This window comes from Mesorhizobium sp. M7A.F.Ca.ET.027.02.1.1 (assembly GCF_004022985.1).
Lineage (GTDB): Bacteria > Pseudomonadota > Alphaproteobacteria > Rhizobiales > Rhizobiaceae > Mesorhizobium.
Window position 1 is genome coordinate 1 of sequence record NZ_RZOL01000053.1, and the last position, 23,817, is coordinate 23,817.

Genomic DNA, 23,817 nt, shown 5'->3' on the forward strand with positions numbered 1-23,817 from the left:
GTCTGGGCCTCGGCCTGTTCATCGCCAAGACCCTGCTCGAACGCTCCGGTGCCGTGCTCGATTTCCGCAATTCCAGCGGCCTGGGCGAGGGCGCCATGGTACAGATATCGTGGCCGCGTGGTGTGTTCCTCAATCCGGAAATCACTTCGGCCAGCATGTTCGACACCGCCTGAGAGCCTTGAAGGACCTCTAAAAATTGGACAATCGGGCTCAGGAACTATATTTGCGTAAAATTAAGGCAGCAGGAATTTTGAGACTATGACAGGCGACGAGAATATTGGCGCAATGGTTGAAGGCGAGGACACCTCGCTGCTTGTCGTCGATGACGACAAGCCGTTCCTCACGCGTCTGGCCCGCGCCATGGAAGCCAGGGGCTTCGTGGTCGAGACGGCCGAGAGCGTCGAGGAGGCGGTTGCCAAGGCGCGCGCCAATCCACCCGCCTACGCTGTAGTCGACATGCGGCTCGGCGACGGCAACGGCCTCGACGTGGTCGCGGCCATCCGCGAAAAGCGCGAGGATTCCCGCACCATCATCCTGACCGGCTATGGCAACATCGCCACCGCGGTGACCGCGGTGAAGCTCGGTGCGGTCGATTATCTCTCCAAGCCCGCCGACGCCGATGATATCTTCGCTGCACTCACCCGCACCGCCGGCGAGCGCGCGGCGCCGCCTGAAAACCCGATGTCGGCCGACCGCGTCCGTTGGGAGCATATCCAGCGCGTCTATGAGATGTGCGAGCGCAACGTCTCCGAGACAGCGCGCCGGCTCAACATGCACCGCCGCACCTTGCAGCGCATACTGGCCAAGCGCGCGCCGCGTTAGGATCGCAGGGTGTCGCTTGGGGCCAAGTTTGTAACCAGCGGCGGAGAGAGCCCAATCGCCGAAGTCAGCGCCGCCCCTCATCGCCCTGCCGGGCACTTCTCCCCGTATAGTGACGGGGAGAAGGGGCTAGCCGCAACCTAGGCGTAATTTCTGTAACGTTGGTGATTGGCGAAATCATAAATGACAGCGTCCCTCTCCCCGTCACTATACGGGGAGAGGATGCCGGCAGGCAGGTGAGGGGCGGCGCTAGCGCTTGGACAATGAAGCCCGCCAAACAGGCGGCTTAACGGAGGCGACATGCAGGATCTGAAGCAGCGGCCGGTTTCCGTCTTCCGCGAATTCCTCGATAGCGAAGCGGCCGGCGGCATCATCCTGATGGTGGCGGCGGCACTGGCCCTGATTGTCGCCAATTCGCCGCTCGCCGAAACCTATTTCTCCGCGCTCCACGCTTATCTCGGCCCGCTCAGCGTCTCGCATTGGGTCAATGACGGGCTGATGGCGGTGTTCTTCCTGCTCGTCGGACTGGAGATCAAGCGCGAGATGCTGGACGGCCAGCTCTCCACCTGGCCCCGGCGCGTGCTGCCCGGCATCGCCGCTGCTGGCGGCATGCTGGTTCCGGCACTCGTCTATGTGGCCGTCAACCGCAACAATGCGGCAGCCCTGTCCGGCTGGGCGATCCCGACCGCCACCGACATCGCTTTCGCGCTCGGCGTGCTGTCGCTGCTCGGCAGCCGCGTGCCGGCTTCGCTGAAGGTGTTCCTCACAGCCCTTGCCATCATCGACGACCTCGGAGCCGTCATCATCATCGCCATCTTTTACACCAGCGGCCTTTCGCTGGCTTATCTGGGTGCCGCCTTCGCCGTCATTGCCGGGCTTGTAGTGCTCAACCGCATGCGGGTGATGACGCTTGTGCCCTATCTCGCTCTGGGCGTCGTCCTGTGGGTCCTGGTGCTGAAATCTGGCGTCCATGCAACGCTTGCCGGCGTGGCGCTGGCGCTGACCATCCCGCTCGCGCGCTCCGCCGGGATCGGCCACGATCTCGACCATTCGCCGCTGCACCGGCTCGAACACGGCCTGCACAAGGTTGTGGCCTTCCTCGTCATCCCGATCTTCGGCTTTGCCAATGCCGGCGTTTCGCTCGCCGGCCTCAGCGTCAGTGCGCTGATCGAGCCGTTGACGCTGGGTGTCGCCGCCGGCCTGGTGGTCGGCAAGCTGGTCGGCGTGTTCGGCTCCTCGGCACTTGCCATCCGGCTCGGTCTTGCCGACCTGCCAGCCAATGCCGGCTGGACGCACATGATCGGCATATCGCTGCTGTGCGGCATCGGCTTCACCATGAGCCTGTTCATCGGCCTGCTCGCCTTCGCCGGCGACGTGGCGCTGCAGGACGCGGTCAAGGTCGGCATCCTCGCCGGTTCCTTCATCGCCGCTATCCTGGGCGCTGCCGTGCTGCTCATGGCGCCCGCCAGGGGTGGCGTGGAGGACGGTGAAGAGTAGAGGCAGTCTTAGGACTTGGGGGACAATCGCTACTCGCTCTCACCCTCCAGCGCCGGCACCGACACGCCGGCAAGCTCTGCCGCCAGCAGCCGCGAAGCGCCGGCCCGCGCGATCCGCAGCATCAGCGCTTTGCGCGTTGCCGCTGCCATGCGGTGCTCGGGCGCATTGCGCAGGATCTCGGCGCCGTAGCCGTCGGAGAGGATGAAGCCGCACTCCTGGGGAAAGATCTCCGAGGGCACGCCGGGATGGGTGGCGAAGAAGAAGCGGTCGGAATGCAGCCGGTAGTCGGGCCATTTGCGGTCGACCCTGAAATCCTCGATCGAGGATTTGATCTCGATGATCCAGATATCTCCCTGCCGGGTCAGCGCGACGAGGTCGGCGCGGCGGCCCGTGGCCAGCGACAGTTCGGGCAACACATGTGCGCCCATATCCATGAGCAGCCGCTGTACGCCGCGCCGCACCAGCATGGCGCGTTCGGACTGGCGGCCGTCGATGAGAGGATTGATGAGGATGGGGGAGATGATCGGCATGCCAGGCACCATGCCAGATTTTGTTCACGGTTTGAACCTGTTTTATGAAGGCGATTATCCGGTTGACAAACCCAACCCGCTTACGTAGGGTAAGGACATAGGAGATTTCCATGTCCGTTCTGTCCCGCCCCGAGTTCCATGACGAAGCCAAGGCTTTCGAGCATGTGGAAGGCATTCTTTGGCCGCAGGGTCCGGTTTGCCCCAAGTGCGGCTCGATGGATCGCCACTACGCTTTGAAGGGCGTTCGCACCAAGCCTTCCAAGAAGAACCCCCACGGCGTCGAGCGTCACGGCCTTTACAAGTGCAGCGCTTGCCGCTCGCAGTTCACAGTTCGCATGGGATCTATTTTCGAGGAAAGCCATTTGCCGCTCACCAAGTGGCTTCAGGCCATCCACCTTATGTGTGCCTCTAAGAAGGGTATCAGTGCTCACCAGATGCACCGCATACTCGAATGCACCTATGAAGCCGCTTGGTTCCTGTGCCACCGCATTCGCCTTGGCCTCTGGCGACCTGTCGCCGCTTGGCGGCAACGGCAAGACCGTCGAGGTAGACGAAACCTACACAGGTCGCCTTGCCGGCACTCAGGTTAAGCGCGGTGGCGGCGCTCACAAGAACACTGTCGTTACGCTTGTCGAGCGCGGTGGCCGCGCCCGTTCCTTCCACGTCAATACAGCCCGCATTGGCACCGTCATGCCGATCGTTCGCGCTAACATCGCGAAGGAAAGCGCCTTGATGACGGATGAGGCTGGCATGTATCGCCGCGTGGGCCAGGAATTTGCCTCGCACGATGTCGTCACGCATTCCAAGGACGAATACGTCCGCTACGAAGGCGAAAAGACCGTCCATACCAATACCGTGGAAGGCTTCTATTCGATCTTCAAGCGCGGCATGAAAGGCGTCTACCAGCATTGCGGCGAACACCACCTACACCGCTACCTCGCTGAATTCGACTTCCGCTATTCCAACCGCATCGCGCTTGGCGTCGATGACGGCACCCGCGCATTCATCGCCTTGAAGGGTGCCGCTGGAAAGCGCCTCCGGTATCAAAGACCTGCTTGACGAAAAGCGGACGCACTTCCGAAAACCCATCCAACTCGAATTGCCTTACTGGCGATATGCAAGGGCCAAGAAAAAGCCGGGGACCTAAATCCCCGGCGAGTCTGGTTGATCGGACAGCTAGGCGGCTACGCCGCTGGCGCCGGTCTTATCGGCTGCGATAGTGGCCGCAAACGAATTCGGTGCGGCCAAAGCGGAAGCGTTGGTAGGGGCATACCCAAACCATCACGTCACCTCTTTCAGGCGAGGGGCCTTGAAAAGAGGCGGCAGAAGTGCGATTCTAGGGATGGAACTGTCCTAGCGCCGCAGAGGCTACCGCCTCTTTCCGGTTGCTGGTCGTCTCAGGCCGCATTCCCGTCTCACCGGGTTTGCGGCCTTTCCATTTTCCTGCCCACTCGTACGCCAACGGCCAGAGCGTGAGGGGCAGCGCTATCTTCTCATCATCTTCGCCTCGCAGCGCGTTTCTGATACGTCGCGCAACTCAATATACGCCGAATGGGGCATTTCACGCAAGGCGGGGTGAATTCAGCGTTTCCACTGAAATGGTTAACGAGTCCTTTTGTTGCCCGTTTTGAAATGCTGTGATACGTCTCCGGTATCAAAAGGAGGCGCACATGGATCATGCATATGCTAACGCACTGAAAAGGAAGGAAGAAATCGAGCGTGAGTTGGCGATGGTCAACTCGTTCCTCGATCTCTATCGGCACTTCAATGGACCGGAAGGGGAACAGACTGAACCCCGCGTTCAGGAATCATTAGATGCCGCAAACAATGAGGGTGGGACCAATCAGGCGGCCCGCTCTCCGAAACCGTCCCAAATCGCAGACATCGTAGAGAGGGTGATTCGTGGTGCCGGCCACCCTTTGACGCGAAGTGAAATCGTGTCTCGGCTCGAAAGCGCCGGCATCCATCTGAACAGCGAGGACAAGCCGCGATACGTCGGAACTATCCTATGGCGCGAGAAATCCCGCTTCACCAACATCCCAGGCAAGGGTTATATTATGGCTGATATGGCCACGCCTTATGATGCTACCAGCGATATGCTGGCGGCAACCGAACATCCCGATGAGGGACCAGATAGTGACTGACAAGAAACCTAAGCCACAGATCGACAAATTCCGCGAAGCGTCGCGTGAATTTAAGATCGATCAAACCGAAACGACCTTCGAGGCTGTGGTGGATAAAGTCGCCCACGCGCCGAAGCTCACCGCTGAGCAGATAAAAAAACTGGTCCAACAGCAGCGAGAAGCCGCTCGTCGACTGGACGGGAAGAAATCGAAAGTCTAGGGACTTCCTTCGGCGTTAGAATCTTCTCATATTGTTTGGTTCATCCCTTTGAGTGCTGAAGTCCGGCGGATCAAGACCCGCAACCTCCAAACGCGTGTCGAGGCCGTAGCTTCCTCTAGCAAGGAGATGGCGGCTTTCGCGCCGGCTGATTTTGTGGCTATCGACTTGTCGAATAGCGTCGAGGCAGCTTACTCGGAGCAGTGGGGCAAGGTTACCAGGCACCCTGACGGTGATTGGGATTGGCCTCAAATCCGGGAAAACAATCGTCGTAGCATCGACAGCCAAATGTTTGCCATAAAAAGCGGCGATAGGCTTTCAGCCCTAATGCTGGTCACCGTGCACGAAAACTTCGTCAAAGTGGCCTTTCTCGAAGGCGATCCGCGTCCTGATTGCCCCTTGAAGGGCTTCCGGGCAACCCTAGCTCTTGATATTGCGGCTCGTTACGGGCAAGGTATGGGGAAACGGGAGATCCGATTGGAACCTGTGAACCAAGAACTCAGGGACCTATATATAACTGGATACGGGTTTGAAGAGATAACCCCAGCCAGAGGGCAACCGTATCTTAAGAGAGATTTGTGACCATGACGCTGGCCAATGCATATGACGGATTCAAGCGCATGTTTCATCTTGAAGCGAAACAGCCGCCCGCACCCGAACCGCTTACGCGGAAGCCTCTCCCTATGGTAGGTTTGTTTTCCAAGCTTACGTCGGAGCAGAAGGCGTTTGTCTTAAATTACAAAGGGTCCGAAAATATCGGCGGGTCCGAGTTCAAGCTCAAAGCAGAGTGAATATCCGACTCGCTTAAAACGCAAAACCCCGGAGATGATCCGGGGTTTTTTGTTACCTTCAGAGGTACCGCTACAGCGCATGTAGCCATTCCCCTACGGCTGGGTAGGGACTTCAGTCTCAATTGAGCAATCGCTAATATGCCTGTACTTAGGAAGTGCGGGGGACGATCCCTAAGAGCTATCCCGCAATGGCCGGTGCGGCCCACGCTTTCCAACCTAAGCGTCCCCGCACCGGCCATTCTTTTTGGGTCTACGGCTGGGTAGCGCCTAACGGCTCGCTTTTGGCCTTGATTTGTTCTGGCCCGTTGCAACTGGGCGCAATCCCGCAGCGGCGGAGCCGCGCAAAGGTCCTCGCTAGTTTCACCCTACGTTCCTGTCCGACTGCCGGCCTGTCCTGATTATATTCCTATTTTCTCTCTGGGTTTGTCAACCGGATAATCGCCTTTATGAAGGCGATTGTATGGTTGACAGACCCGCTTGCTTAAGACCCTAGCTTTGCTAGCCTTCGCTTGGGTTTGGGGGATTGAGACATGAATGCCGTTGAGTTTATCGACAAGATTCTAACGCCGCTCGGTGGTGGGCTTGGCGCCCTGCTGGCGTGCCGGTTTTCACCGCAACTTCGTGCGCAGGTTAAGCCGGGGCTGGAATATGTGATGGCAGCTATCGTCGTGCTGATTCTAGGAGCTATCAAATGGCTCTAGGCGCTACCCAGCCGTAGGCGGCTTCACCGGCCCTGTCCCGTTCTACCGATGATTGCACATTGGTACGGGCTATATGGGTTGACTAGCACGTCGATTTGCGAGCCCGCGTTGCTGGCGGTGCAGAACGGCACCAACCACGGACTGGTTTCGATGCGGTAGACCGTTCCATCAATCACATATTGCAGCAGATAGCGGTTTGGGCCCTCGCCGCCGTCAATAAACTTCAAAACTTCAGCAGATGTCGGCGTCCAATCCCTTGTGTGGCTCCGCAGCCAGCTGTTGTGAATGAATACGGCGGTTAAGAATATTGCCCCGCAGATTAGGCAAGCCAGAATGAATTCCATCGAAACCGCTCAGGTTGGCTCTTTGCTGCCCTTCTTATCATCCTTTGGCGGTTATTTCCTTTGCGATATTTTCCTTCGCGCCCGCCAGAGTGGGAGTGACATACCCGGATATACCCTAAAGAAGTCAGGCATTGATCCTTGAAAGATTGAGTTTGCGGTGCATACCGTCGCTTCCATGGGGACGGGTGACGCAAAATCGAACACTAAAGAAGGCCAACAAGTATGGGCCTTTGACCTTGACGCTCTGCGCAAGGCTTTCAGAAAGTCCGTTCGGGAGCATAAAGTCACGGCGGCTGATTGGGCGGAACACGCCAAGCAGTTCCTCGAAAAACAAAGAGATCGTCAGCGCGAATCGACATGATATGCCGCGCCCATCAATTTCCACTTAGTAACCTTAAGATAGCAGAAAAAAATCTTTGCGCGTTACCAACCAAAGTCAGATGCAACCGCTTTAGTTCCGCGAATGTCGAATGGCATAAGCAGGGAGACGTCGCTTCGACACTTCCGTGAAGTGCGCAACCCATCTGCGGGTGGCGCATGGCTTTCTGTAAATTAGCTAAAGCTAATTTAAGTGAAAGGTGATATTTTGGAAGCAGCCGGGGCTCCCCCAATACACCCCGCTCCGGTCAGGCCCGGTGGCGGTCCACCCAAAGGAAGGCTACCGGGCCGATCCCTGCAACCAACCGGTGATCCGCTCGTTGACCCCATGCCGGGTTGATCCCCCGGCACTCCAGGACCTGCCCGCTGCCGAGGGGCGGCGGGCCTTTTTTGCCGATTGGATTCAAGCCCGCAGCGATAGCGAAGGCTCCGGCGGATGCCGGAGCCTTCGCGTTTGGTGATCCCGTCAGAAGTGGATCCAGAAGGATCGGCGGAAGCATCGCCGGCGCCAATAGCCATTGCGCCAATAGCGACGGCAAACCCGCCTCCACCCGCGTCGGCGACGGCGGCGGTGCCATCTGCGGTGCCGCACGAACTCGACGCCGTCCTGAACATCGGGACCATCCGGGCCGAGAATGTCGTCGGATGATTTGTCGAGTTCATCGAGAATGCCGGGCCCCGTATCAGGGATGCCGGCCAGGGCGGTGGCAGGACGCGCGATTGCGACGACGGTCGCAGCCCCTGCAAGCCCAAGCATTCCAGTCAGAAACAATCGCCGATCCATGCCAACCTCCATCGTTGATCATTGCGACAAGGGAAGACATAGAGCGGCAGATTGACGCGCCCAGATGCCGAAGAAAATTGGGTCAATCCCCCTGCCGTGCCGGCGGCGGATCTTTTTAGCGGTCTCCGACAATCCACGCGGCCAAATGCGCCTGTTCCCAGGGATCATTCCTCCGACAAGCCGGTCGCCGTTGCGTCCGTTTCAATGCTCACCGGCACGCCCTGGCGCAGGGAGTTGCTGACCGTGGAAATCGCCGCGGCCCTTGTGATGATCTCCGCCGGGTCGGAGCCGTCCAGCGTCGTGCATGAAACCTTCATGATTGACGAGGTCGCGAGCAAAGGCTTGCCTTCGAGGTTCAGCGTGACGGTCACCGCGATCTTGTTGAGCGTTACACCCATTTCCTCGGCGACGTAGCGAAGGTCGTTGCAGAAGCAGCCGCCGATCGCCAGGGCGAGCAGTTGGCCGCCATTGAAGCCCAGGCCCATGCCGCCGGCCTTGCCCTCGGGCCGGTCGACGATGATCGTGTGGCCGCCGGCCCAGCCCATGGCGGCTTGCGTGTCCTCCACGTTGCGCAGTTCGACGGTCATCGAGACCATTGCTGATGTCCTCCCGGCAGGAGTCGACCAGGCGTCGGGCCTCGTCGACGTAGAGTCATTATGCAGGCGCAGAGGCGGCCTTGTCGCTGGGCAACGCCGCCCCCGCCATGTCATCAAGGATCGGACAATCCGGCCTCTCGTCGCCGTGGCAGGCATGGATCAGTTTCTGCAGCGTCGAGCGCATCGACTGCAGCTCGCGCACTTTCTCCTCGATCGCCGTGACATGGGCGGCGGCGATTTCGCGCACGTTGTGGCTGGCGCGGCTGCGATCCTGGTAAAGCGCCATCAACTGGCGGCAATCGTCGATGGAAAAGCCGAGATTGCGCGCGCGGCGCAGGAAGGCCAGCCGATGGATGTCGTCTCCGGAATAATCGCGGTAGCCGTTGGCGGCGCGCGCCGGGGCGATCAGGCCGATCTCTTCATAGTAGCGGATGGTCTTGGCCGGCAGGCCGGAGCGGTGGGCGGCGTCACCGACATTCATGACGGTTCTCCTCGATTTCCAGGAACCCATGGAGCAGGCCCCTTGAATTTGCTTCACAATCCTGTGAGTCCTGTTGCCAAAATGCCATAGTGATACGCTTACCGGTACGTCAAGGCAGGCATATAGGCATCGCGCGCTTGGCAAGCAAAGCAAATGCCAGCATGAATGATGATGAGAGAGCGGCCGACTCGTGCCGCCGAAGTTGGGCGGGGCACCGGATCACCTGATGCGCATGAAGTCGTTTGCAATCATCGCCGCACTGGCGCTCTCCACTGCTATCGCCGGTTGCAGCACCATCGGCTCGCAGATATTCTCCAACAACTACGGCGCGGTCACCGACGCAGGTTATCAGCTGCCGCGCATCCCGATCGAGAAAGTGCCGATGAAGTACCATCGGCAGGAAGTGAACTACGACAGCCCGGAAAAGCCGGGCACGATCATCGTCGATACGCAGAACAAGTTCCTCTACTTCATCGAGGGCGACGGAAGGGCCATTCGCTACGGCATCGGCGTCGGCCGCGAGGGCTTCGAGTGGCATGGCACCGCCCACATTGCGCTCAAGCGCGAATGGCCGACCTGGACGCCGCCGAGGCAGATGATCCAGCGCCAGCCGGAATTGGAAAAGTTTGCCGGCGGCATGGAGCCGGGCCTGAAGAACCCGCTCGGCGCGCGCGCCATGTACCTGTTCAACAAGGGCGGTGATTCAGGCTATCGCCTGCATGGCAGCCCGGAGTGGAATTCGATCGGCAAGGCGATGTCGTCTGGCTGCATCCGCCTGATGAATCAGGACATTATCGACCTCTATGACCGCGCCTCGGTCGGCGCCAAGGTCATCGTTCTCTAGAGGCAGTTTTCGTACGCGGACCGTCTAGGCAACAACGGACGTCCCAAGCAGAAAACCGGGCAATTCGGCCCGGTTTTTTGTTGTTTGCGCGATGCGACGCCTGCTCGGTGGTCAGGACACCGCCGAGAACGAGGTGGGAGCCAAAATTTGGTTGGTGATTGTCTCGGTGATCTGGCCGTCACGCTCGGAATCTTCCCGCGCCTGTGTCCAGGCCGGGTCCTTCACGAACGCCGTCCAGCGCTCTTCGCGTTCGGCCAGCGATTCCCATGCCAGCATGTAGGTCAGGTCGTTGTTCGAAGCACCGATCAGCGTGGTAAAGAAACCCGCTTGGCGGATACCGTGCTTTTCCCACAATTTGAGGGTGATCTTGTCGAAACGATCAAGAAGCGCCGGCAAGCGCCCCGGCAAAGCCCGGTAAACCCGAAGTTCGTAGATCATTTTGGAGTTCCTTCTGGCCGAGGCGCCGGAAGCGAAGAAATCGGACCAGATGGTCAGCAGGGTAGAATTTTAAAAGGGGGCGTCAGGAGACCTGCTCGACCTGTTGCACTTCCGGCACGAAATGGCGCAGCAGATTCTGAATGCCGTGCTTCAGCGTCGCCGTCGAGGATGGGCAGCCGGCGCAGGCGCCCTTCATGTGCAGGAACACCGTGCCATTCTCGAAGCCGCGGAAGGTGATGTCGCCGCCATCCTGGGCGACCGCCGGGCGCACCCGCGTGTCGAGCAGTTCCTTGATGGTGATGACCAACTCCTCGTCGGCCTTGTCGTAGAACTCACCGGTCTGGCTGGTCTCGGCGGCCGGGCCGGCCTTGGCCATGACGGGCGCGCCGGACATGAAATGCTCCATGATGGCGCCGAGGATCGCCGGCTTCAAATGCTGCCAGTCGGGGCCATCCTTGGTCACGGTGATGAAGTCATAGCCGAAGAAAACGCCGGTGACGCCAGGAATTTCGAACAGCCGGCCGGCCAGCGGCGAGGCGACGGCGGCGCTGTCGGCATCGCGGAAATCGGCGGTGCCTTCCAGAAGCACTTCCTTGCCGGGCAGGAATTTCAGCGTCGCCGGGTTTGGCGTCGATTCGGTCTGGATGAACATGGCCGTCTCCGTGCCCGTTTGGGCATCTAGTTTGGAACAATTCTAAATAGGCTCAATTGGCTGGACATTCAAGCGAAACGCATCGCCGGAACAGCTGGCTGGCGGAATGTTTTTTCGCGCCCATCATCGGACCGGCATCACCTGAAGAGCAGAATCTCAGGCCAGGCTGTCGATTTCCTCGTCCGACAGGTTCTGCGGCACGACAGTCACCGGGATCGGGAAGGCGGCACCCTTGCCGGCCACGGCGCCGACCAGCGGCCCCGGCCCTTCCTTGCCCGCACCGGCGGCCAGCACCAGGATGGCGATGTCCTGGTCTTCCTCGATCAATTTGTGGATCTCTTCCGTCGGCTTGCCTTCGCGCACCACCATCTCGGGCTCGATGCCGAGCTTCTGGCGCACCTTGTTGGCATAGCTGTCGAGCGCGGCGCGCGCCGTGGCGTTGGCTTCCTCGCGCATGATCTTCTCGACACCCAGCCAATGCTGGAAATCGTCCGGCACGATGACATAGAGCAGCACCAGCGTGCCGCTGGTGCTCTGCGCCCGTTTCGAGGCATAGGCGACGGCACGCTCGCATTCCGGCGTGTCGTCGATGATCGTCAGGAATTTCCTGCGATGGCCGGCTTCGCGGCTGAGGCGTTTGGAGACCATGTCTATCTACTCGGTGTCGTGCGGCCGCAATCTGCCACTGCGGGGGACCGGCGGCAAGTCGCCGGCCTTGTGCCAGTGCACCCGATGTCGCGATCAGCCCTGCAGCAGGCCGATAATGTCGCGCACCGTCTTCATCGTCGCTTCGGCCAGCACGCCGGCGCGCTCGCCGCCGTCCTTGAGCACAGCGTCGACATAGGCGCGGTCATCCGAAATGCGGCGCATCTCGCTGGCGATCGGCGCCAGTTTTTCCACTGCAAGATCGGCCAAGGCCGGCTTGAACACGGAAAACTGCTGACCGGCGAATTCCTTGAGTACATCCGCCTTCGATATCTCGGCGAGACCCGCATAGATGCCGACCAGGTTCTCCGCCTCGGGCCGGCCGGCCAGGCCGTCCAGCTCGCTCGGCAACGCTTCCGGGTCGGTCTTGGCCTTGCGGATCTTCTTCGAGATGTCGTCGGCATCGTCAGTCAGGTTGATGCGCGACAAATCCGACGGGTCCGATTTGGACATTTTCTTGGAGCCGTCGCGCAGCGACATGATGCGCGCCGCCGGCCCGCCGATGACCGGCTCGGTCAGCGGGAAATAACCGTTGACGGTCTCTTCGCCGACCTGCATCTCGACGCCGACGCCAAGGGCCGCGATGCGGTCGGAGAAGTCGTTGTTGAATTTCTGCGCGATGTCGCGGGTGAGTTCCAGATGCTGCTTCTGGTCCTCGCCCACCGGCACGTGGGTGGCACGGTAGAGCAGGATGTCGGCAGCCATCAGCGAAGGATAGGCAAGCAGGCCGAGCGAGGCGTTCTCGCGATCCTTGCCGGCCTTGTCCTTGAACTGCGTCATACGGTTCATCCAGCCGATGCGCGCCACGCAATTGAAGATCCAGGCGAGTTCGGCGTGCTGCATGACCCGCGACTGGTTGAAGACGATGTGCTTCTTCGGGTCGATGCCCGAGGCCAGGAACGCAGCGGTGATCGACCGCGTCTGATCGGCCAGGTCTTCATAAACGAGTTGGGCTGTCAGCGAATGCAGGTCGACGACGCAATAGATGCAATCGGAGGTGTCCTGCAGGGCAACAAATTTCTTGATGGCGCCGAGATAGTTGCCGAGGTGCAGATTGCCGGTCGGCTGGACACCGGAAAAGACGAGTGGCTTGAAGGCGGTCATGATTGTCCTCATGGCTTGTGGAGGGCCGTATAAGCGTGATTCCGAAAAGTTGCAGACTTTTCGGAGCCAATCGCGCGGCTGGAAACCGCGCGCGGCGAAAGTCTTGCGACGGCGCGCTTATGGACGAAGACGGCGCTGCGATCAAGACGGCGCTGCGGGCGTGTCGGGCGCTCTACTCGTCCAGGTCGGTCTTTGCGACCGGTGGCGCCGACTTGCCCGATCCCCGCTTGACGTTGCGTCGGATCATGCCGAAATCGGCACCGCCTGTGGCGAAGGCGGTGATGAAATAAAGCAGCGCTCCGCCGGCAACCAGCGACAGCAGCGTCGTCGCCTTGACCGCCAGCGGCGAGCCCGGCCCTAGCCTGACGGCGAACCAGTGCTCGGCAAAATAGAGTGCCGCCCCCATTACGGCCGCCGACAGCACCAGCCGTGGAATGCGCTTCATCAGCGGCACGTCGCGCCCCCAATGGCCGCGCCGGATCAAGACGCCGAGCAGCATCACCGCGTTGACCCAGCCGGCGACGGCCGAGGCCACAGCGATGCCGGGCGCGCCCATCCGTGGAAACAGCGTCAGCGCCGTGGTAACGTTCACCGCCACCGAGATGGCGGCAAAGATCATCGGCGTGCGCGTGTCCTCGCGGGCGAAATAGCCTGGGGTGAACGCCTTGATCAGCACGAAAGCCGGCAGGCCGAGGCCGAAGATCGCCAGGATCGCCGCCACTGTCGGCGTCGAGCCGTTGGCGGCGAACGCGCCGCGCTCATAGACCAGCCGCACGATCGGCTCCGACATCACCCAGAGTGCCGCGGCTGCCGGCAGCGTCAGGAACAGCGTGAACTCGACCGAGCGGTTCTGCAGATTGGCCGCCTCGATTAGATTGCCCGACTTCAGCGCCCGCGACAGTTCGGGCAACAGCACGATCGCCACCGCAACACCGACCACGCCGAGCGGCAATTGGTAGATGCGGTCGGCATAGGCGAGCGAGGATACCGCGCTGTTCTGCGCCGAGGCGATCGCCGTGCCGATCAGCTGGTTGATCTGGGTGATGCCGCCGGTGATGGCCGCCGGCAGCGCCAGGATCAGCAGCCGCTTGACCGCGGGCGTCATTTTCGGCCGGCGGAAGCCGATCGAGATGCCGGCGTGGCGCACCGCCACCCAGACGATCGCCAGTTGCACCAGTCCGGCGGCAAGCACGCCCCAAGACAGCCCGTAGCCGACGGTGAGGGCATCCGAGCCCTTGTACCAGGCATACGCGAGCACGCCGATCAGGATGATGTTGAGGAACACCGGTGCCACCGCGGCGGCGAAATAGCGGCGCAACGAATTCAGCATGCCCGCCATCATCGCGCCCAGCGACATGCAGATCAGATAGGGAAACATGATCGTCGCCAGCGTCACCGTGGTGTCGAACTTCCCCGGCGTGCCGGCAAAACCCGGCGCCACCAGAAAGCGCACGATCAGCGGCATCGACAGTTCCATGATGATCGTCAGCGCCAGCAGCGCCGTGAACAGCACGCCGAACACTTCCTCGGAAAAGCGCTTGGCGCCTTCGGTTCCGTGGGTTTCGATCTCCTTGGCGAACAGCGGCACGAAGGCGGCGTTGAAGGCCCCCTCGGCAAACAGCCGGCGAAAGGTGTTGGGAAACTGGAAGGCGGCGTTGAAGGCATCGGCGACCGGTCCGGTACCGAGGGCGGCAGCCATCAGCATCTCGCGGCCGAAACCGAGCGCGCGGCTCATCAGCGTGCCGGAAGCGACCGTTGCGAATTTCTTGACGAGGCTCATGCTTTTGGGAACTGCCTGCGCAATTGGGACAAAGTGATGGTCGTTGTCACTCGGCCGCCGCCCTGGACTTGCCGCCGCGTTCGGGCACGATGCCTTCGAGCGTTGCCATCAGCCGATTGCGGATGGTGGCGATGCGGGCCGGGCTATCTATCTTCTGGCCAGTGAGATCGGTGACATAGAAAGTGTCGATGACCTTTTCGCCGAAGGTGGTGATGTGGGCCGATGCGATGTCGAGCGACAGGTCGGAAAGCGTTCCGGTGATCTCCGACAGCAGTCCCGGCCGGTCGAGGCCCTCGACCTCGATGACCGAAAAACGGTTCGACAGCGTGTTGCGGATTTCGGCGCGCGGCGGGATCTTGAACACCTTGGAGCCGCGCCGCGGCTTGGTGCGCTTCTCGATCATTTCCGGCAGCCAACTCTTGCCCGACAGCACGTCCTCGATCAGCCGGCCGACACGCTCGGCACGCCGGCGCTCGTCCTCGTCGCGATCGAATTCTCTGCTGATCAGGATCGTGTCGAGCGCGCGGCCATCCGACGTCGTGAAGATCTGCGCGTCGACAATGTTGCCGCCGGCTCCGGCGCAAGCCCCGGCGATGACCGAGAGCAGGCGGGGGTGGTCCTGCGCCAGCACGGTGATTTCGGTCACCGCCTCGAACTGGTGGGTCTTGACCATGGTGGCAAGCTTGTTGCCTGACACGTCGGCTTCGCGGATGAACTCGGCATGGCGCAACTGGTCTGCGAGATCGACGGTCAAAAGGTAATTCTCGTAGTGTTGGCCGACATAGCGCTTGCGGGCCTTGTCCGGCCAGTCGGCAAGCGCCTCGGCCAGGCGCTCGCGCGCCGCCGCCGTGCGCTGCGCGCGCGACACTTCCGAAAACCCGCCGGTCAGCAGCAATTCGGTCTCGTAGTAGAGCGTGCGCAGCAGCTGGCCCTTCCAGCCGTTCCAGACACCGGGTCCGACGCCCCTGATGTCGCAGACGGTGAGGATCAAAAGCAGCTTCAGCCGCTCGACCGACTGCACGATCGCGGCAAAATCCTCGATGGTCTTGCGGTCGTTGAGGTCGCGGGTCTGCGCCGTCATCGACATCACGAGGTGGTTCTCGACCAGCCAGGCCACGGTTTCGGTATCGGCAGGCGACAGCCCCATATGCGGGCAGATGCGACGGGCGATCCTGGCCCCCGCCTCGGAATGGTCCTCCGGCCTGCCCTTGGCAATGTCGTGCAGCAATACGGCGACATAGAGCGCCTCGCGGCTCTTCTTCAGGCCCGGCATCAGCGTGTGCGAGAGGGGGTGGACCTTTTCGCCGTCGCCGCGCTCGATCTCGGCCAGCACGCCGATGCAGCGGATCAGATGCTCGTCCACCGTGTAGTGGTGGTACATCGAGAACTGCATCATGGCGACGATCTTGCCGAAATCCGGGATCAGCCTGCCGAGCAGTCCGGCTTCGTTCATGCGACGCAGATTGAGTTCGGCATTGCGATCCGAGGTCAATATGTCGAGGAACAGCCGGTTGGCCTCCTCGTCGCGCCGCAGCGACTTGTTGATCAGGCCGAGCGAACGGGTCAGCAGCTTCAGCGCGTCGGGGTGGAATTCCAGACCGTGCTTGTCGGCGAACCAGAACAGCCTGAGCAGATTGACCGGATCGCGCTCGAACACCAGGTCGTCGGCGATGTTGATGCGGTGGTTGTCGACAATGAAATCGGAGGTGCCGGCCAGCTTGCGCTTGCGCCTGGAGAAAGTCAGGAAGATGCGGTTGAAGCCAGGAACGTGCTTGGCTTGCTCCTCCTCGAGCGCAGCGCAGAAGATGCGGGTCAGGTCGCCAACGTCCTTGGCAACGAGGAAGTAGTGCTTCATGAAGCGCTCGACCGCCGACAGGCCGGGGTGCGTGGTGTAGCCGAGCCGTTCGGCGATCTCGCGCTGGATGTCGAAATGCAAGCGCTCTTCGGCCTTGCCGGTGAGGAAATGCATGTGGCAGCGTACCGCCCACAGGAAATCCTCGGCCTTCTGGAACTCGCGGTATTCGCCCTCGGTGAAGACGCCCTTGTCGACCAGTTCCTCGCCGGTGCGCACTCGATAGAAATATTTGCCGATCCAGAACAGCGTCTGCAGGTCGCGCAGGCCGCCCTTGCCGTCCTTGACGTTGGGCTCGACCAGATAGCGGCTTTCGCCGGCCTTGGCATGGCGGTCATCGCGTTCGGCAAGCTTGGCCTGAACATATTCGGGGCCGGTCGTGCGCACCACCTCATGGTCGAACCGCAGCATCAGTTCATCATAGAGCTTTTCCTCGCCCCACAGGAAACGTGCTTCGAGGATCGAGGTGCGAATGGTGACATCGGTGCGCGACAGGCGCAGGCATTCGTCGATGTTACGGGTGGCGTGGCCGACCTTCAGCCCCAGGTCCCACAGCATGTAGAGCATGTATTCGACTGTCTGTTCGCCCCACGGCGTCTGCTTGTAAGGCAGCAGGAACAGAAGGTCGATGTCGGACCCTGGCGCCAGCGTTCCACGGCCGTAGCCGCCGACAGCGACGACGGCCATGCGCTCCGCCGAAGACGGATTCTTGACCCGGTAGACGTGGGTGACGGCGAAATCGTAAAGCGCCCGGATGATCTCGTCCATGAGGTGCGACAGCCGCGCCGCGCAGGCGCTGCCGCCGCCATCGTCCATCAGCATGCGTTCGGCAATGGCGCGCCCTTCCGCCAGTCGTCCCTTGAGCAGTTGGAGCACGCCATTGCGCGCGACCTGCCCGGAGCCGTCGCCCGCCGTGGCCGCGGTCAGCGCGGTCATCTCGCGGCGCAAGGCTTCGCCGTCGATCAATTCGTCGAGCTTCAGGGAGATTCTTGCCATATACCCAGCCGGCCTTGCCGTTTCGGCGGCGTCTATAGCGCGTTTTCGCGACGCTGGGTATGGGGCGTTGAAAGCCGGTTCAAGACCCGGCTGATCTCTGGCTCGGATAAGTAAATGGAATGACCATTCTCCGCTTCAGTCGACAGAAATCGGCAATGCGCTTGCCTATTCGCCGAGCCTCGGCTTTTACCGTCGCTTTGGCTGTCTTTCTGCGTCTCCCGGTCCCGACGGCGCACTGGATATCGCGCTTTTCCCTGAGCAGGCTTGGCAATTGGAGCGCCCTGTCGCCAAGGAACTGATCTTGTGCGCAGAGCGCAGGAACAAGCTGATAGATCGTCTCGCCTCGCAAAACCGAAAACTCGGGGTTGAAGACAAGGTCGTCGACAGCGATGCCGATCTCCTCTGTGGCCTTGATCAGGTCGAGCGCGGTTTGCCTGGAGATGATGTAGCCGGCGGTTCCTATATGTCCGGCGTCGAGTTTGGATGTGGAAAAGCCGTGACCGATGGCAATGCGCTTGCGTCGGATCACGGTCTTGCAAAAATAGCTTTCGAGCTTGACGACTTCGGCATCGGCTGGAATCCAGTCGCTGTCGCGAAGCAATGCGCCGGCTTTCGCGGCAAAGACGATGTCGTCCTCGAAGATTGCCCCGTAGCGAGCGTCGCCATGCGCGATGGCGGCCCAGCAGGCCCGGTGACTGAGCAGGCAGGCGATCTCGCCGTCAGTCAATGGCAGCCTGTTCCGATATCCGACATTTTGCGGCAGCTGGTCCAGGTCCGGCCGATCCCGTGCGTCGATGGCCTGAACGCGTTCGAATGGGACGTCGATGCGGGCAAACTCCGCCGTCACACGGGCAAGGCGATCGGGAGACCGATCGAGATTGATGACCAGACGCTTCATTGCCAAAGAAAATCTCACCCCGGGACGCTCGCTCTCTAGCAGGCGTGGTGTTGCCGCGTGAGACTTTTTTTGGGGTGGATGGACGCGCGGTGGACCGGAGAAGAAAAGTCGAAACAGCCCTTGACCTTCCAGTTACTGGAAGCCCTATCTCCACGTCACACACCGATCCATCGAGGCATTTTCGAATGACGCATTCCGATCACGATCATCACGCGCATGGTAGCTGCTGCTCGACAAAAGGCGCCGTGCCCACCACGAAGAGCGTCGTCCGCGACCCGGTCTGCGGCATGACTGTCGATCCGGTCGCCGGCAAGCCGACGACCGAGCATAATGGCCATCCCTATCATTTCTGCAGCCAGGGCTGCCGCGCGAAATTCGTCGCCGAGCCGGAAAAATTCCTAACGGCCACCGATCCGGTCTGCGGTATGAGCGTCGACCGCGCGACAGCCAGGCACTTTGCCCGCCACGAAGGCCAGGGCTTTCACTTCTGCTCGGCCGCCTGCCAGGCGAAATTCGAGGCGGAGCCGCAAAAATATCTCGGCGACAGGCCGGCACCGCAGCCGATGCCCAAAGGCACGCAATACACCTGCCCGATGCATCCCGAAATCATCCGCGACAAGCCAGGATCCTGCCCGATCTGTGGCATGGCGCTGGAGCCGATGGGCGTACCAACGGGCGATGAAGGGCCAAATCCCGAGCTGGTCGATTTCACCAGGCGGTTCTGGGTGAGCGTTGCCTTGTCGGTCCCCCTTCTGATCATCGCCATGGCACCCATGATCGGCCTGACGTTTGAAGGTCTGGTCGAGGACCGGGCAAAAGTCTGGATCGAACTGGTCCTGGCAAGTCCGGTGGTGCTTTGGGCCGCCTTCCCCTTCTTCCACCGCGGCTGGGACTCGCTGGTCAACCGCAGCCCCAACATGTGGACGCTGATCTCGCTCGGCGTTGGTGCTGCCTATCTCTACAGCGTCGTCGCCACACTGTTTCCGGATATCTTTCCGCATCAGTTCCGCGGCCATGGCGGTGCGGTGCCGGTCTATTTCGAGGCTGCTGCCGTCATCGTTGCACTGGTCTTCCTTGGCCAGGTGCTGGAGCTGCGCGCCCGTGAAAAGACCGGCTCGGCAATCCGCGCCTTGCTTGATCTCGCGCCGAAGACCGCGCGGCTGATCGCCGCCGATGGGTCCGAAGGGGATGTGCCGCTCGACGCCGTCAAGGCCGGCGATCGCCTGCGCATACGCCCCGGTGACGCCGTGCCGGTCGATGGCACGGTGCTGGAAGGGCGATCCTCGATCGACGAATCGATGATCACGGGCGAGCCGTTGCCGGTCGAGAAGGTCGAGGGCGATGCGCTGACCGGCGGCACGCTCAACAAGAATGGTGCGCTGATCATGCGCGCTGAGAAGGTCGGCGCCGAGACGACGCTGGCGCGCATCGTCGATCTCGTCGCCAAGGCGCAGCGCTCGCGCGCCCCGATTCAAGGGTTGGCCGATCGCGTTTCTTTCTACTTTGTCCCGGCCGTCGTCCTTGTCGCGATTGTCGCTTTCATCGCCTGGGCCGTGTTTGGACCCGAGCCCAGCCTGATCTTTGCCATCGTCTCGGCGGTGTCGGTGCTGATCATCGCTTGCCCCTGTGCGCTCGGCCTCGCCACGCCGATGTCGATCATGACCGCCACCGGGCGCGGAGCGCATGCCGGTGTGCTGATCAAGGAGGCCGCAGCACTCGAACGCTTCGCTTCCGTCGACACGCTGATCGTCGACAAGACGGGGACGCTGACCGAAGGCCGGCCGAAGCTGACCGATGTCGTTGCGGCAAACGGTTTTTCCGAGGAGGAATTGCTGGCGCTTGCCGCCGGTCTGGAGAAGGGGTCGGAGCATCCTCTGGCTGAAGCCATCGTCGACGGCGCTGCTACGCGCGGCGTGACCGTTGCCGAGGCCAGCGCCTTCGAGGCGGTCACCGGCAAGGGCGTGTCCGGTTCGGTCTCGGGAAAGACGGTCGCGCTCGGCAATGCCGCGATGATGGCGGACCTTGGCGTCGACACCGCATCCATCTCGGCCAAGGCCGAGGCGCTGCAGCTCGAAGGCAAGACGGCGATGTTCGTCGCTGTCGACAAGAAACTGGCCGGCATCGTCGCCGTCGCCGACCCTATCAAGGCAACGACGGCCGAGGCGATCAAGGCGCTGCATGAAAGCGGCCTGCGCATCATCATGGCAACCGGCGACAATGAACGCACGGCCAACGCGATCGCCAGAAGCCTCGGCATCGACGAGGTCCGCGCCGGCCTGCTGCCGGAACAGAAGGCAGCCCTTGTCGAGGAACTGCGCGCAAAAGGCGCCGGCGTTGCCATGGCCGGCGACGGCGTCAACGACGCACCGGCCCTTGCCGCCGCCGATGTCGGCATCGCCATGGGCACCGGCGCCGATGTCGCTGTCGAAAGCGCCGGTATCACTCTGGTCAAGGGCGACCTCAACGGTATCGTGCGCGCCCGCACGCTGGCCCAGGCGACCATCCGCAACATCCGCCAGAACCTGTTCTTTGCCTTCCTCTACAATGTGCTTGGCGTGCCGGTCGCCGCCGGCGTGCTCTATCCGCTCACCGGCACGCTTCTGTCGCCGATGCTGGCGGCGGCGGCGATGAGCCTGTCTTCGGTGTCGGTGATCGCAAACGCGTTGCGGCTGAGAACATTGAAACTCTGATCCAAGCCCCCAAATACGAAACCCATCCAACAGGAGACCATGAATGACCTTCGCCAAAAAACTCGTGCTGCTGCTGATGGCGGCCGGAATGCTGGTTGCCGTCTTCCTCGAAAGCGTTCCGGCGCAAAGCGAAGAGATGAAACACGACATGGGCGCCATGGCGGCGGATGCGACCAGCCCTTCGACGGAAGGCTACAAGGCGGCGATGGACAAGATGCATGCCGACATGATGGCGTCCGACTATACCGGCAATGCCGACGTCGATTTCGTCAGAGGCATGATCCCGCACCATCAGGGTGCGATCGACATGGCCAAGGTCGAACTCGCCAATGGCAAGGATCCGGAAATCCGCAAGCTGGCCGAAGGCGTCATCGCCGCGCAGGAAGCCGAGATCAAGCAGATGCAGGCCTGGCTCGCCGCCCATCCGGTGAAGTAAGTCTTCAGCCATCGCCAGCGCGGCGAGAGCGCCTCTGGATTTCTCGTCCAGCCTGTGATGCGATCGGCCCAAATGGAGCCCGCCATGCCGTCGACCATCAGAACCACCAAACTGCCCTCAGGCGAAGCCGTTCAGGTGCTTGGCCAGGGCACATGGAAGATGGGCGAGGATATCAGTCGCCGCGCCGATGAGGTGAATGCTCTGAAGCTCGGCCTCGACCTCGGCATCACGCTGATCGACACCGCCGAAATGTATGCCAGCGGCGGTGCCGAGGAGGTGGTGGCCGACGCTATCGCCGGGCGCCGAGACGAGACCTTCCTGGTCTCGAAAGTTCTACCGTCGAACGCTTCACGCGCGGGCGTGCAGCGCGCCTGCGAAAACAGCCTGAAACGCCTGCGCACCGACCGCATCGACCTCTATCTCTTGCATTGGCCTGGCAGCGTGCCTCTGACCGAAACGGTCGCGGCTTTCGAGACCTTGAAAAAGGCCGGCAAGATCCGCCACTGGGGCGTCAGCAATTTCGACACCGACGAGATGGAAGAGCTGATTGGCGTGCCCGATGGCGGCAATGTCCAGACCAACCAGGTGCTTTACAATCTGGTCCGGCGCGGCCTCGAATTCGACCTGGCGCCCTGGAGCCGGCAGCGCAACATTCCGCTGATGGCCTATTCGCCGGTTGAGCAGGGCGCGTTGGCGCGCAATGCCAGGCTCGACGCGGTCGCCGCTCGCCACGATGCGACATCCGCGCAGATTGCCTTGGCCTGGGTGGTGCATCAGGAGGGCGTCATCGCCATCCCGAAAGCCAGCAGCCAGGAGCATGTCCGCCAGAACGTCGCGGCGCTCGACATCAAGCTTACGCCGCAGGACATCGCCGATCTCGACCGCGCCTTCCCGCCACCAGCGCGCAAGCGCGGGTTGGAGATGATCTGACTATATCCCCGCCAGCCCCTTCAGCCGGTAGAGCGCTTCCAGCGCCTCGCGCGGCGTCATCTCGTCGGGATTGATCTCGCCGAGCGCCATACCCAGCGCATCGCTTTTGGGCGGCCTCAGTGCTTCCCGCTTCACCGCCACCGAAAACAGCGGCAAATCGTCCACCAGCCGGTTCGTCTTGCCCGAAACCTCACCTTCCTCAAGCTGGTGCAGCACTTCCTTGGCCCGGTCGACCACCGCTTCCGGCAGGCCGGCCAGCCGCGCCACCTGCACGCCGTAGGAGCGGTCGGCGGCCCCCTTGCCGACCTCGTGCAGGAAGACGACGTCGTTTTCCCATTCCTTGACCCGCATGGTCACGTTGGAGAGCCGCGCCAGCTTGCCGGCCAGCGAGGTCATTTCGTGAAAGTGAGTAGCGAAGATCGCCCGGCAGCGGTTCTTCTCATGCAGATATTCCACGGCCGCCCACGCGATCGACAGGCCATCGAAAGTGGCGGTGCCGCGGCCGATCTCGTCGAGGATCACCAGCGCGCGTTCACCAGCCTGGTTGAGGATCGCCGCCGTCTCGACCATCTCGACCATAAAGGTCGAGCGGCCGCGCGCCAGATCGTCCGAGGCGCCGACCCGCGAGAACAGCCGGTCGACGACGCCGATATGGGCGGATGTCGCCGGCACGAAGGAGCCGGTCTGGGCCAGGATGGCGATCAGTGCGTTCTGCCGCAGGAACGTCGATTTACCGCCCATGTTGGGGCCGGTCAAAAGCCAGATCGCGCCATTCCTGGCGCTGCCCTCCGGCGACAGGTCGCAATCATTGGCAACGAACGGGCCTTCGCCCGAACGGCGCAAGGCCTGTTCGACCACCGGATGCCGCCCGCCCGCAATCTCGAAGGCAAGGCTGGAATCCACCACCGGCCGGCACCAGGCTTCGCTTTCCGATAAAAGCGCGAGCGCCGCCGAGACGTCGAGCACGGCCAGCGCATCCGCGCCGGCGCGGATATTCTCCGCTTCACCGACCGCTTCCATCGTCAGCGCGTCGAAGGCGGCAAGCTCGATGCTGAGCGCCCGGTCGGCGGCATTGGCGATCTTGGTCTCGAGTTCGGCGAGCTCGGTCGTGGTGAAGCGCATGGCGTTGGCCATGGTCTGGCGGTGGATGAAGCGCGCCTTGGCGCCATCGCTGCCGGTCATCACCGCATGATGGTTGGCGGTCACCTCGATATAGTAGCCAAGCACATTG

Annotated in this window: 24 protein-coding genes and 2 pseudogenes; 13 read left to right on the plus strand and 13 right to left on the minus strand. The window is 61.7% G+C overall.

Features of this window, described 5'->3' with window-relative positions:
• The 3 genes and pseudogenes from EN749_RS38660 to nhaA form a co-directional block, all read left to right on the plus strand.
• Positions 1-173 (plus strand): annotated as a pseudogene (locus EN749_RS38660) (HAMP domain-containing histidine kinase); the annotation flags it as partial.
• Between the two features lie 85 nt (positions 174-258).
• Positions 259-822, plus strand: a complete 564-nt coding sequence (locus EN749_RS08985; protein ID WP_013528072.1) for an ActR/PrrA/RegA family redox response regulator transcription factor — start codon at positions 259-261, stop codon at positions 820-822.
• Between the two features lie 297 nt (positions 823-1,119).
• On the plus strand, positions 1,120-2,316 hold the full coding sequence (nhaA, locus tag EN749_RS08995) for a Na+/H+ antiporter NhaA (RefSeq protein WP_128362961.1): 1,197 nt from the start codon (positions 1,120-1,122) through the stop codon (positions 2,314-2,316).
• A gap of 29 nt (positions 2,317-2,345) precedes the next feature.
• On the opposite strand, the gene EN749_RS09000 is transcribed toward nhaA, so the two are convergent.
• On the minus strand, positions 2,346-2,846 hold the full coding sequence (locus tag EN749_RS09000; protein ID WP_164895743.1) for an MmcB family DNA repair protein: 501 nt from the start codon (positions 2,844-2,846) through the stop codon (positions 2,346-2,348).
• Between the two features lie 110 nt (positions 2,847-2,956).
• Here EN749_RS09000 and EN749_RS09005 point away from each other — a divergent pair.
• The 6 genes and pseudogenes from EN749_RS09005 to EN749_RS37630 all read left to right on the plus strand — a co-directional run bounded on the left by EN749_RS09005 (position 2,957) and on the right by EN749_RS37630 (position 6,678).
• Positions 2,957-3,905: pseudogene (locus EN749_RS09005) on the plus strand (IS1595 family transposase).
• A 611-nt stretch (positions 3,906-4,516) separates the two neighbouring features.
• The gene (locus tag EN749_RS09010) at positions 4,517-4,990 is read left to right on the plus strand and encodes a hypothetical protein (RefSeq protein WP_128362962.1); all 474 of its coding nucleotides are present in this window, start codon (positions 4,517-4,519) and stop codon (positions 4,988-4,990) included.
• Entirely contained in the window at positions 4,983-5,189 is a 207-nt protein-coding gene (locus EN749_RS09015; protein ID WP_128362963.1) for a hypothetical protein, read from the plus strand. The genes EN749_RS09010 and EN749_RS09015 overlap by 8 nt, the downstream gene beginning before the upstream one ends.
• 48 nt (positions 5,190-5,237) lie before the next feature.
• The gene (locus EN749_RS09020) at positions 5,238-5,768 is read left to right on the plus strand and encodes a hypothetical protein (protein ID WP_128362964.1); all 531 of its coding nucleotides are present in this window, start codon (positions 5,238-5,240) and stop codon (positions 5,766-5,768) included.
• A complete protein-coding gene (locus EN749_RS09025) occupies positions 5,765-5,977 on the plus strand; it encodes a hypothetical protein (protein ID WP_128362965.1) in 213 nt (70 codons plus the stop codon). The genes EN749_RS09020 and EN749_RS09025 overlap by 4 nt, the downstream gene beginning before the upstream one ends.
• Positions 5,978-6,507: 530 nt before the next feature.
• Positions 6,508-6,678: a hypothetical protein gene (locus EN749_RS37630; protein ID WP_164895742.1), complete on the plus strand. Its 171-nt coding sequence runs from the start codon at positions 6,508-6,510 to the stop codon at positions 6,676-6,678.
• A gap of 23 nt (positions 6,679-6,701) precedes the next feature.
• On the opposite strand, the gene EN749_RS09030 is transcribed toward EN749_RS37630, so the two are convergent.
• From EN749_RS09030 to cueR, 4 genes are all read right to left on the minus strand, one after another.
• Positions 6,702-7,022 (minus strand): hypothetical protein, encoded by a 321-nt coding sequence (locus tag EN749_RS09030; RefSeq protein ID WP_128289501.1) that lies wholly within the window; start codon positions 7,020-7,022, stop codon positions 6,702-6,704.
• Positions 7,023-7,146: 124 nt separating this feature from the next.
• Positions 7,147-7,407, minus strand: coding sequence for a hypothetical protein (locus EN749_RS09035; protein WP_128289500.1), 261 nt, complete (start codon positions 7,405-7,407; stop codon positions 7,147-7,149).
• Between the two features lie 941 nt (positions 7,408-8,348).
• Complete coding sequence (locus EN749_RS09045; RefSeq protein ID WP_127382669.1) at positions 8,349-8,780, minus strand: OsmC family protein; 432 nt, start codon at positions 8,778-8,780, stop codon at positions 8,349-8,351.
• Positions 8,781-8,838: 58 nt separating this feature from the next.
• On the minus strand, positions 8,839-9,261 hold the full coding sequence (gene cueR, locus EN749_RS09050) for a Cu(I)-responsive transcriptional regulator (protein WP_128362966.1): 423 nt from the start codon (positions 9,259-9,261) through the stop codon (positions 8,839-8,841).
• 226 nt (positions 9,262-9,487) lie between these two features.
• Here cueR and EN749_RS09055 point away from each other — a divergent pair, with 226 nt between their 5' ends.
• A complete protein-coding gene (locus EN749_RS09055; protein ID WP_127397760.1) occupies positions 9,488-10,105 on the plus strand; it encodes a L,D-transpeptidase in 618 nt (205 codons plus the stop codon).
• A 111-nt stretch (positions 10,106-10,216) separates the two neighbouring features.
• On the opposite strand, the gene EN749_RS09060 is transcribed toward EN749_RS09055, so the two are convergent.
• The 7 genes from EN749_RS09060 to EN749_RS09090 form a co-directional block, all read right to left on the minus strand.
• A complete protein-coding gene (locus EN749_RS09060; RefSeq protein ID WP_127269475.1) occupies positions 10,217-10,543 on the minus strand; it encodes an NIPSNAP family protein in 327 nt (108 codons plus the stop codon).
• Between the two features lie 82 nt (positions 10,544-10,625).
• Positions 10,626-11,195 carry a NifU family protein gene (locus tag EN749_RS09065; protein WP_023811631.1) on the minus strand — a complete coding sequence of 190 codons (570 nt, stop codon included), beginning with the start codon at positions 11,193-11,195 and terminating at the stop codon, positions 10,626-10,628.
• Positions 11,196-11,351: 156 nt separating this feature from the next.
• A complete protein-coding gene (locus tag EN749_RS09070; protein ID WP_013528063.1) occupies positions 11,352-11,843 on the minus strand; it encodes a universal stress protein in 492 nt (163 codons plus the stop codon).
• Positions 11,844-11,936: 93 nt separating this feature from the next.
• Positions 11,937-13,004, minus strand: a complete 1,068-nt coding sequence (trpS, locus tag EN749_RS09075; protein WP_127256391.1) for a tryptophan--tRNA ligase — start codon at positions 13,002-13,004, stop codon at positions 11,937-11,939.
• 172 nt (positions 13,005-13,176) lie between these two features.
• A complete protein-coding gene (gene murJ, locus EN749_RS09080) occupies positions 13,177-14,784 on the minus strand; it encodes a murein biosynthesis integral membrane protein MurJ (RefSeq protein WP_128289498.1) in 1,608 nt (535 codons plus the stop codon).
• Between the two features lie 46 nt (positions 14,785-14,830).
• Positions 14,831-17,632, minus strand: a complete 2,802-nt coding sequence (locus EN749_RS09085) for a [protein-PII] uridylyltransferase (protein ID WP_128289497.1) — start codon at positions 17,630-17,632, stop codon at positions 14,831-14,833.
• Between the two features lie 79 nt (positions 17,633-17,711).
• The gene (locus EN749_RS09090; RefSeq protein ID WP_128362969.1) at positions 17,712-18,530 is read right to left on the minus strand and encodes a glycosyltransferase family 25 protein; all 819 of its coding nucleotides are present in this window, start codon (positions 18,528-18,530) and stop codon (positions 17,712-17,714) included.
• Positions 18,531-18,715: 185 nt separating this feature from the next.
• Here EN749_RS09090 and EN749_RS09095 point away from each other — a divergent pair, with 185 nt between their 5' ends.
• The 3 genes from EN749_RS09095 to EN749_RS09105 all read left to right on the plus strand — a co-directional run bounded on the left by EN749_RS09095 (position 18,716) and on the right by EN749_RS09105 (position 22,586).
• Positions 18,716-21,220, plus strand: coding sequence for a heavy metal translocating P-type ATPase (locus EN749_RS09095; protein WP_128362967.1), 2,505 nt, complete (start codon positions 18,716-18,718; stop codon positions 21,218-21,220).
• 43 nt (positions 21,221-21,263) lie between these two features.
• Positions 21,264-21,656 carry a DUF305 domain-containing protein gene (locus EN749_RS09100; protein ID WP_127321683.1) on the plus strand — a complete coding sequence of 131 codons (393 nt, stop codon included), beginning with the start codon at positions 21,264-21,266 and terminating at the stop codon, positions 21,654-21,656.
• An 84-nt stretch (positions 21,657-21,740) separates the two neighbouring features.
• Entirely contained in the window at positions 21,741-22,586 is an 846-nt protein-coding gene (locus EN749_RS09105; RefSeq protein ID WP_127395939.1) for an aldo/keto reductase, read from the plus strand.
• On the opposite strand, the gene mutS is transcribed toward EN749_RS09105, so the two are convergent.
• Positions 22,587-23,817: DNA mismatch repair protein MutS (gene mutS / locus EN749_RS09110; protein ID WP_128362968.1), on the minus strand; the 1,231-nt coding region annotated here is incomplete at its 5' end.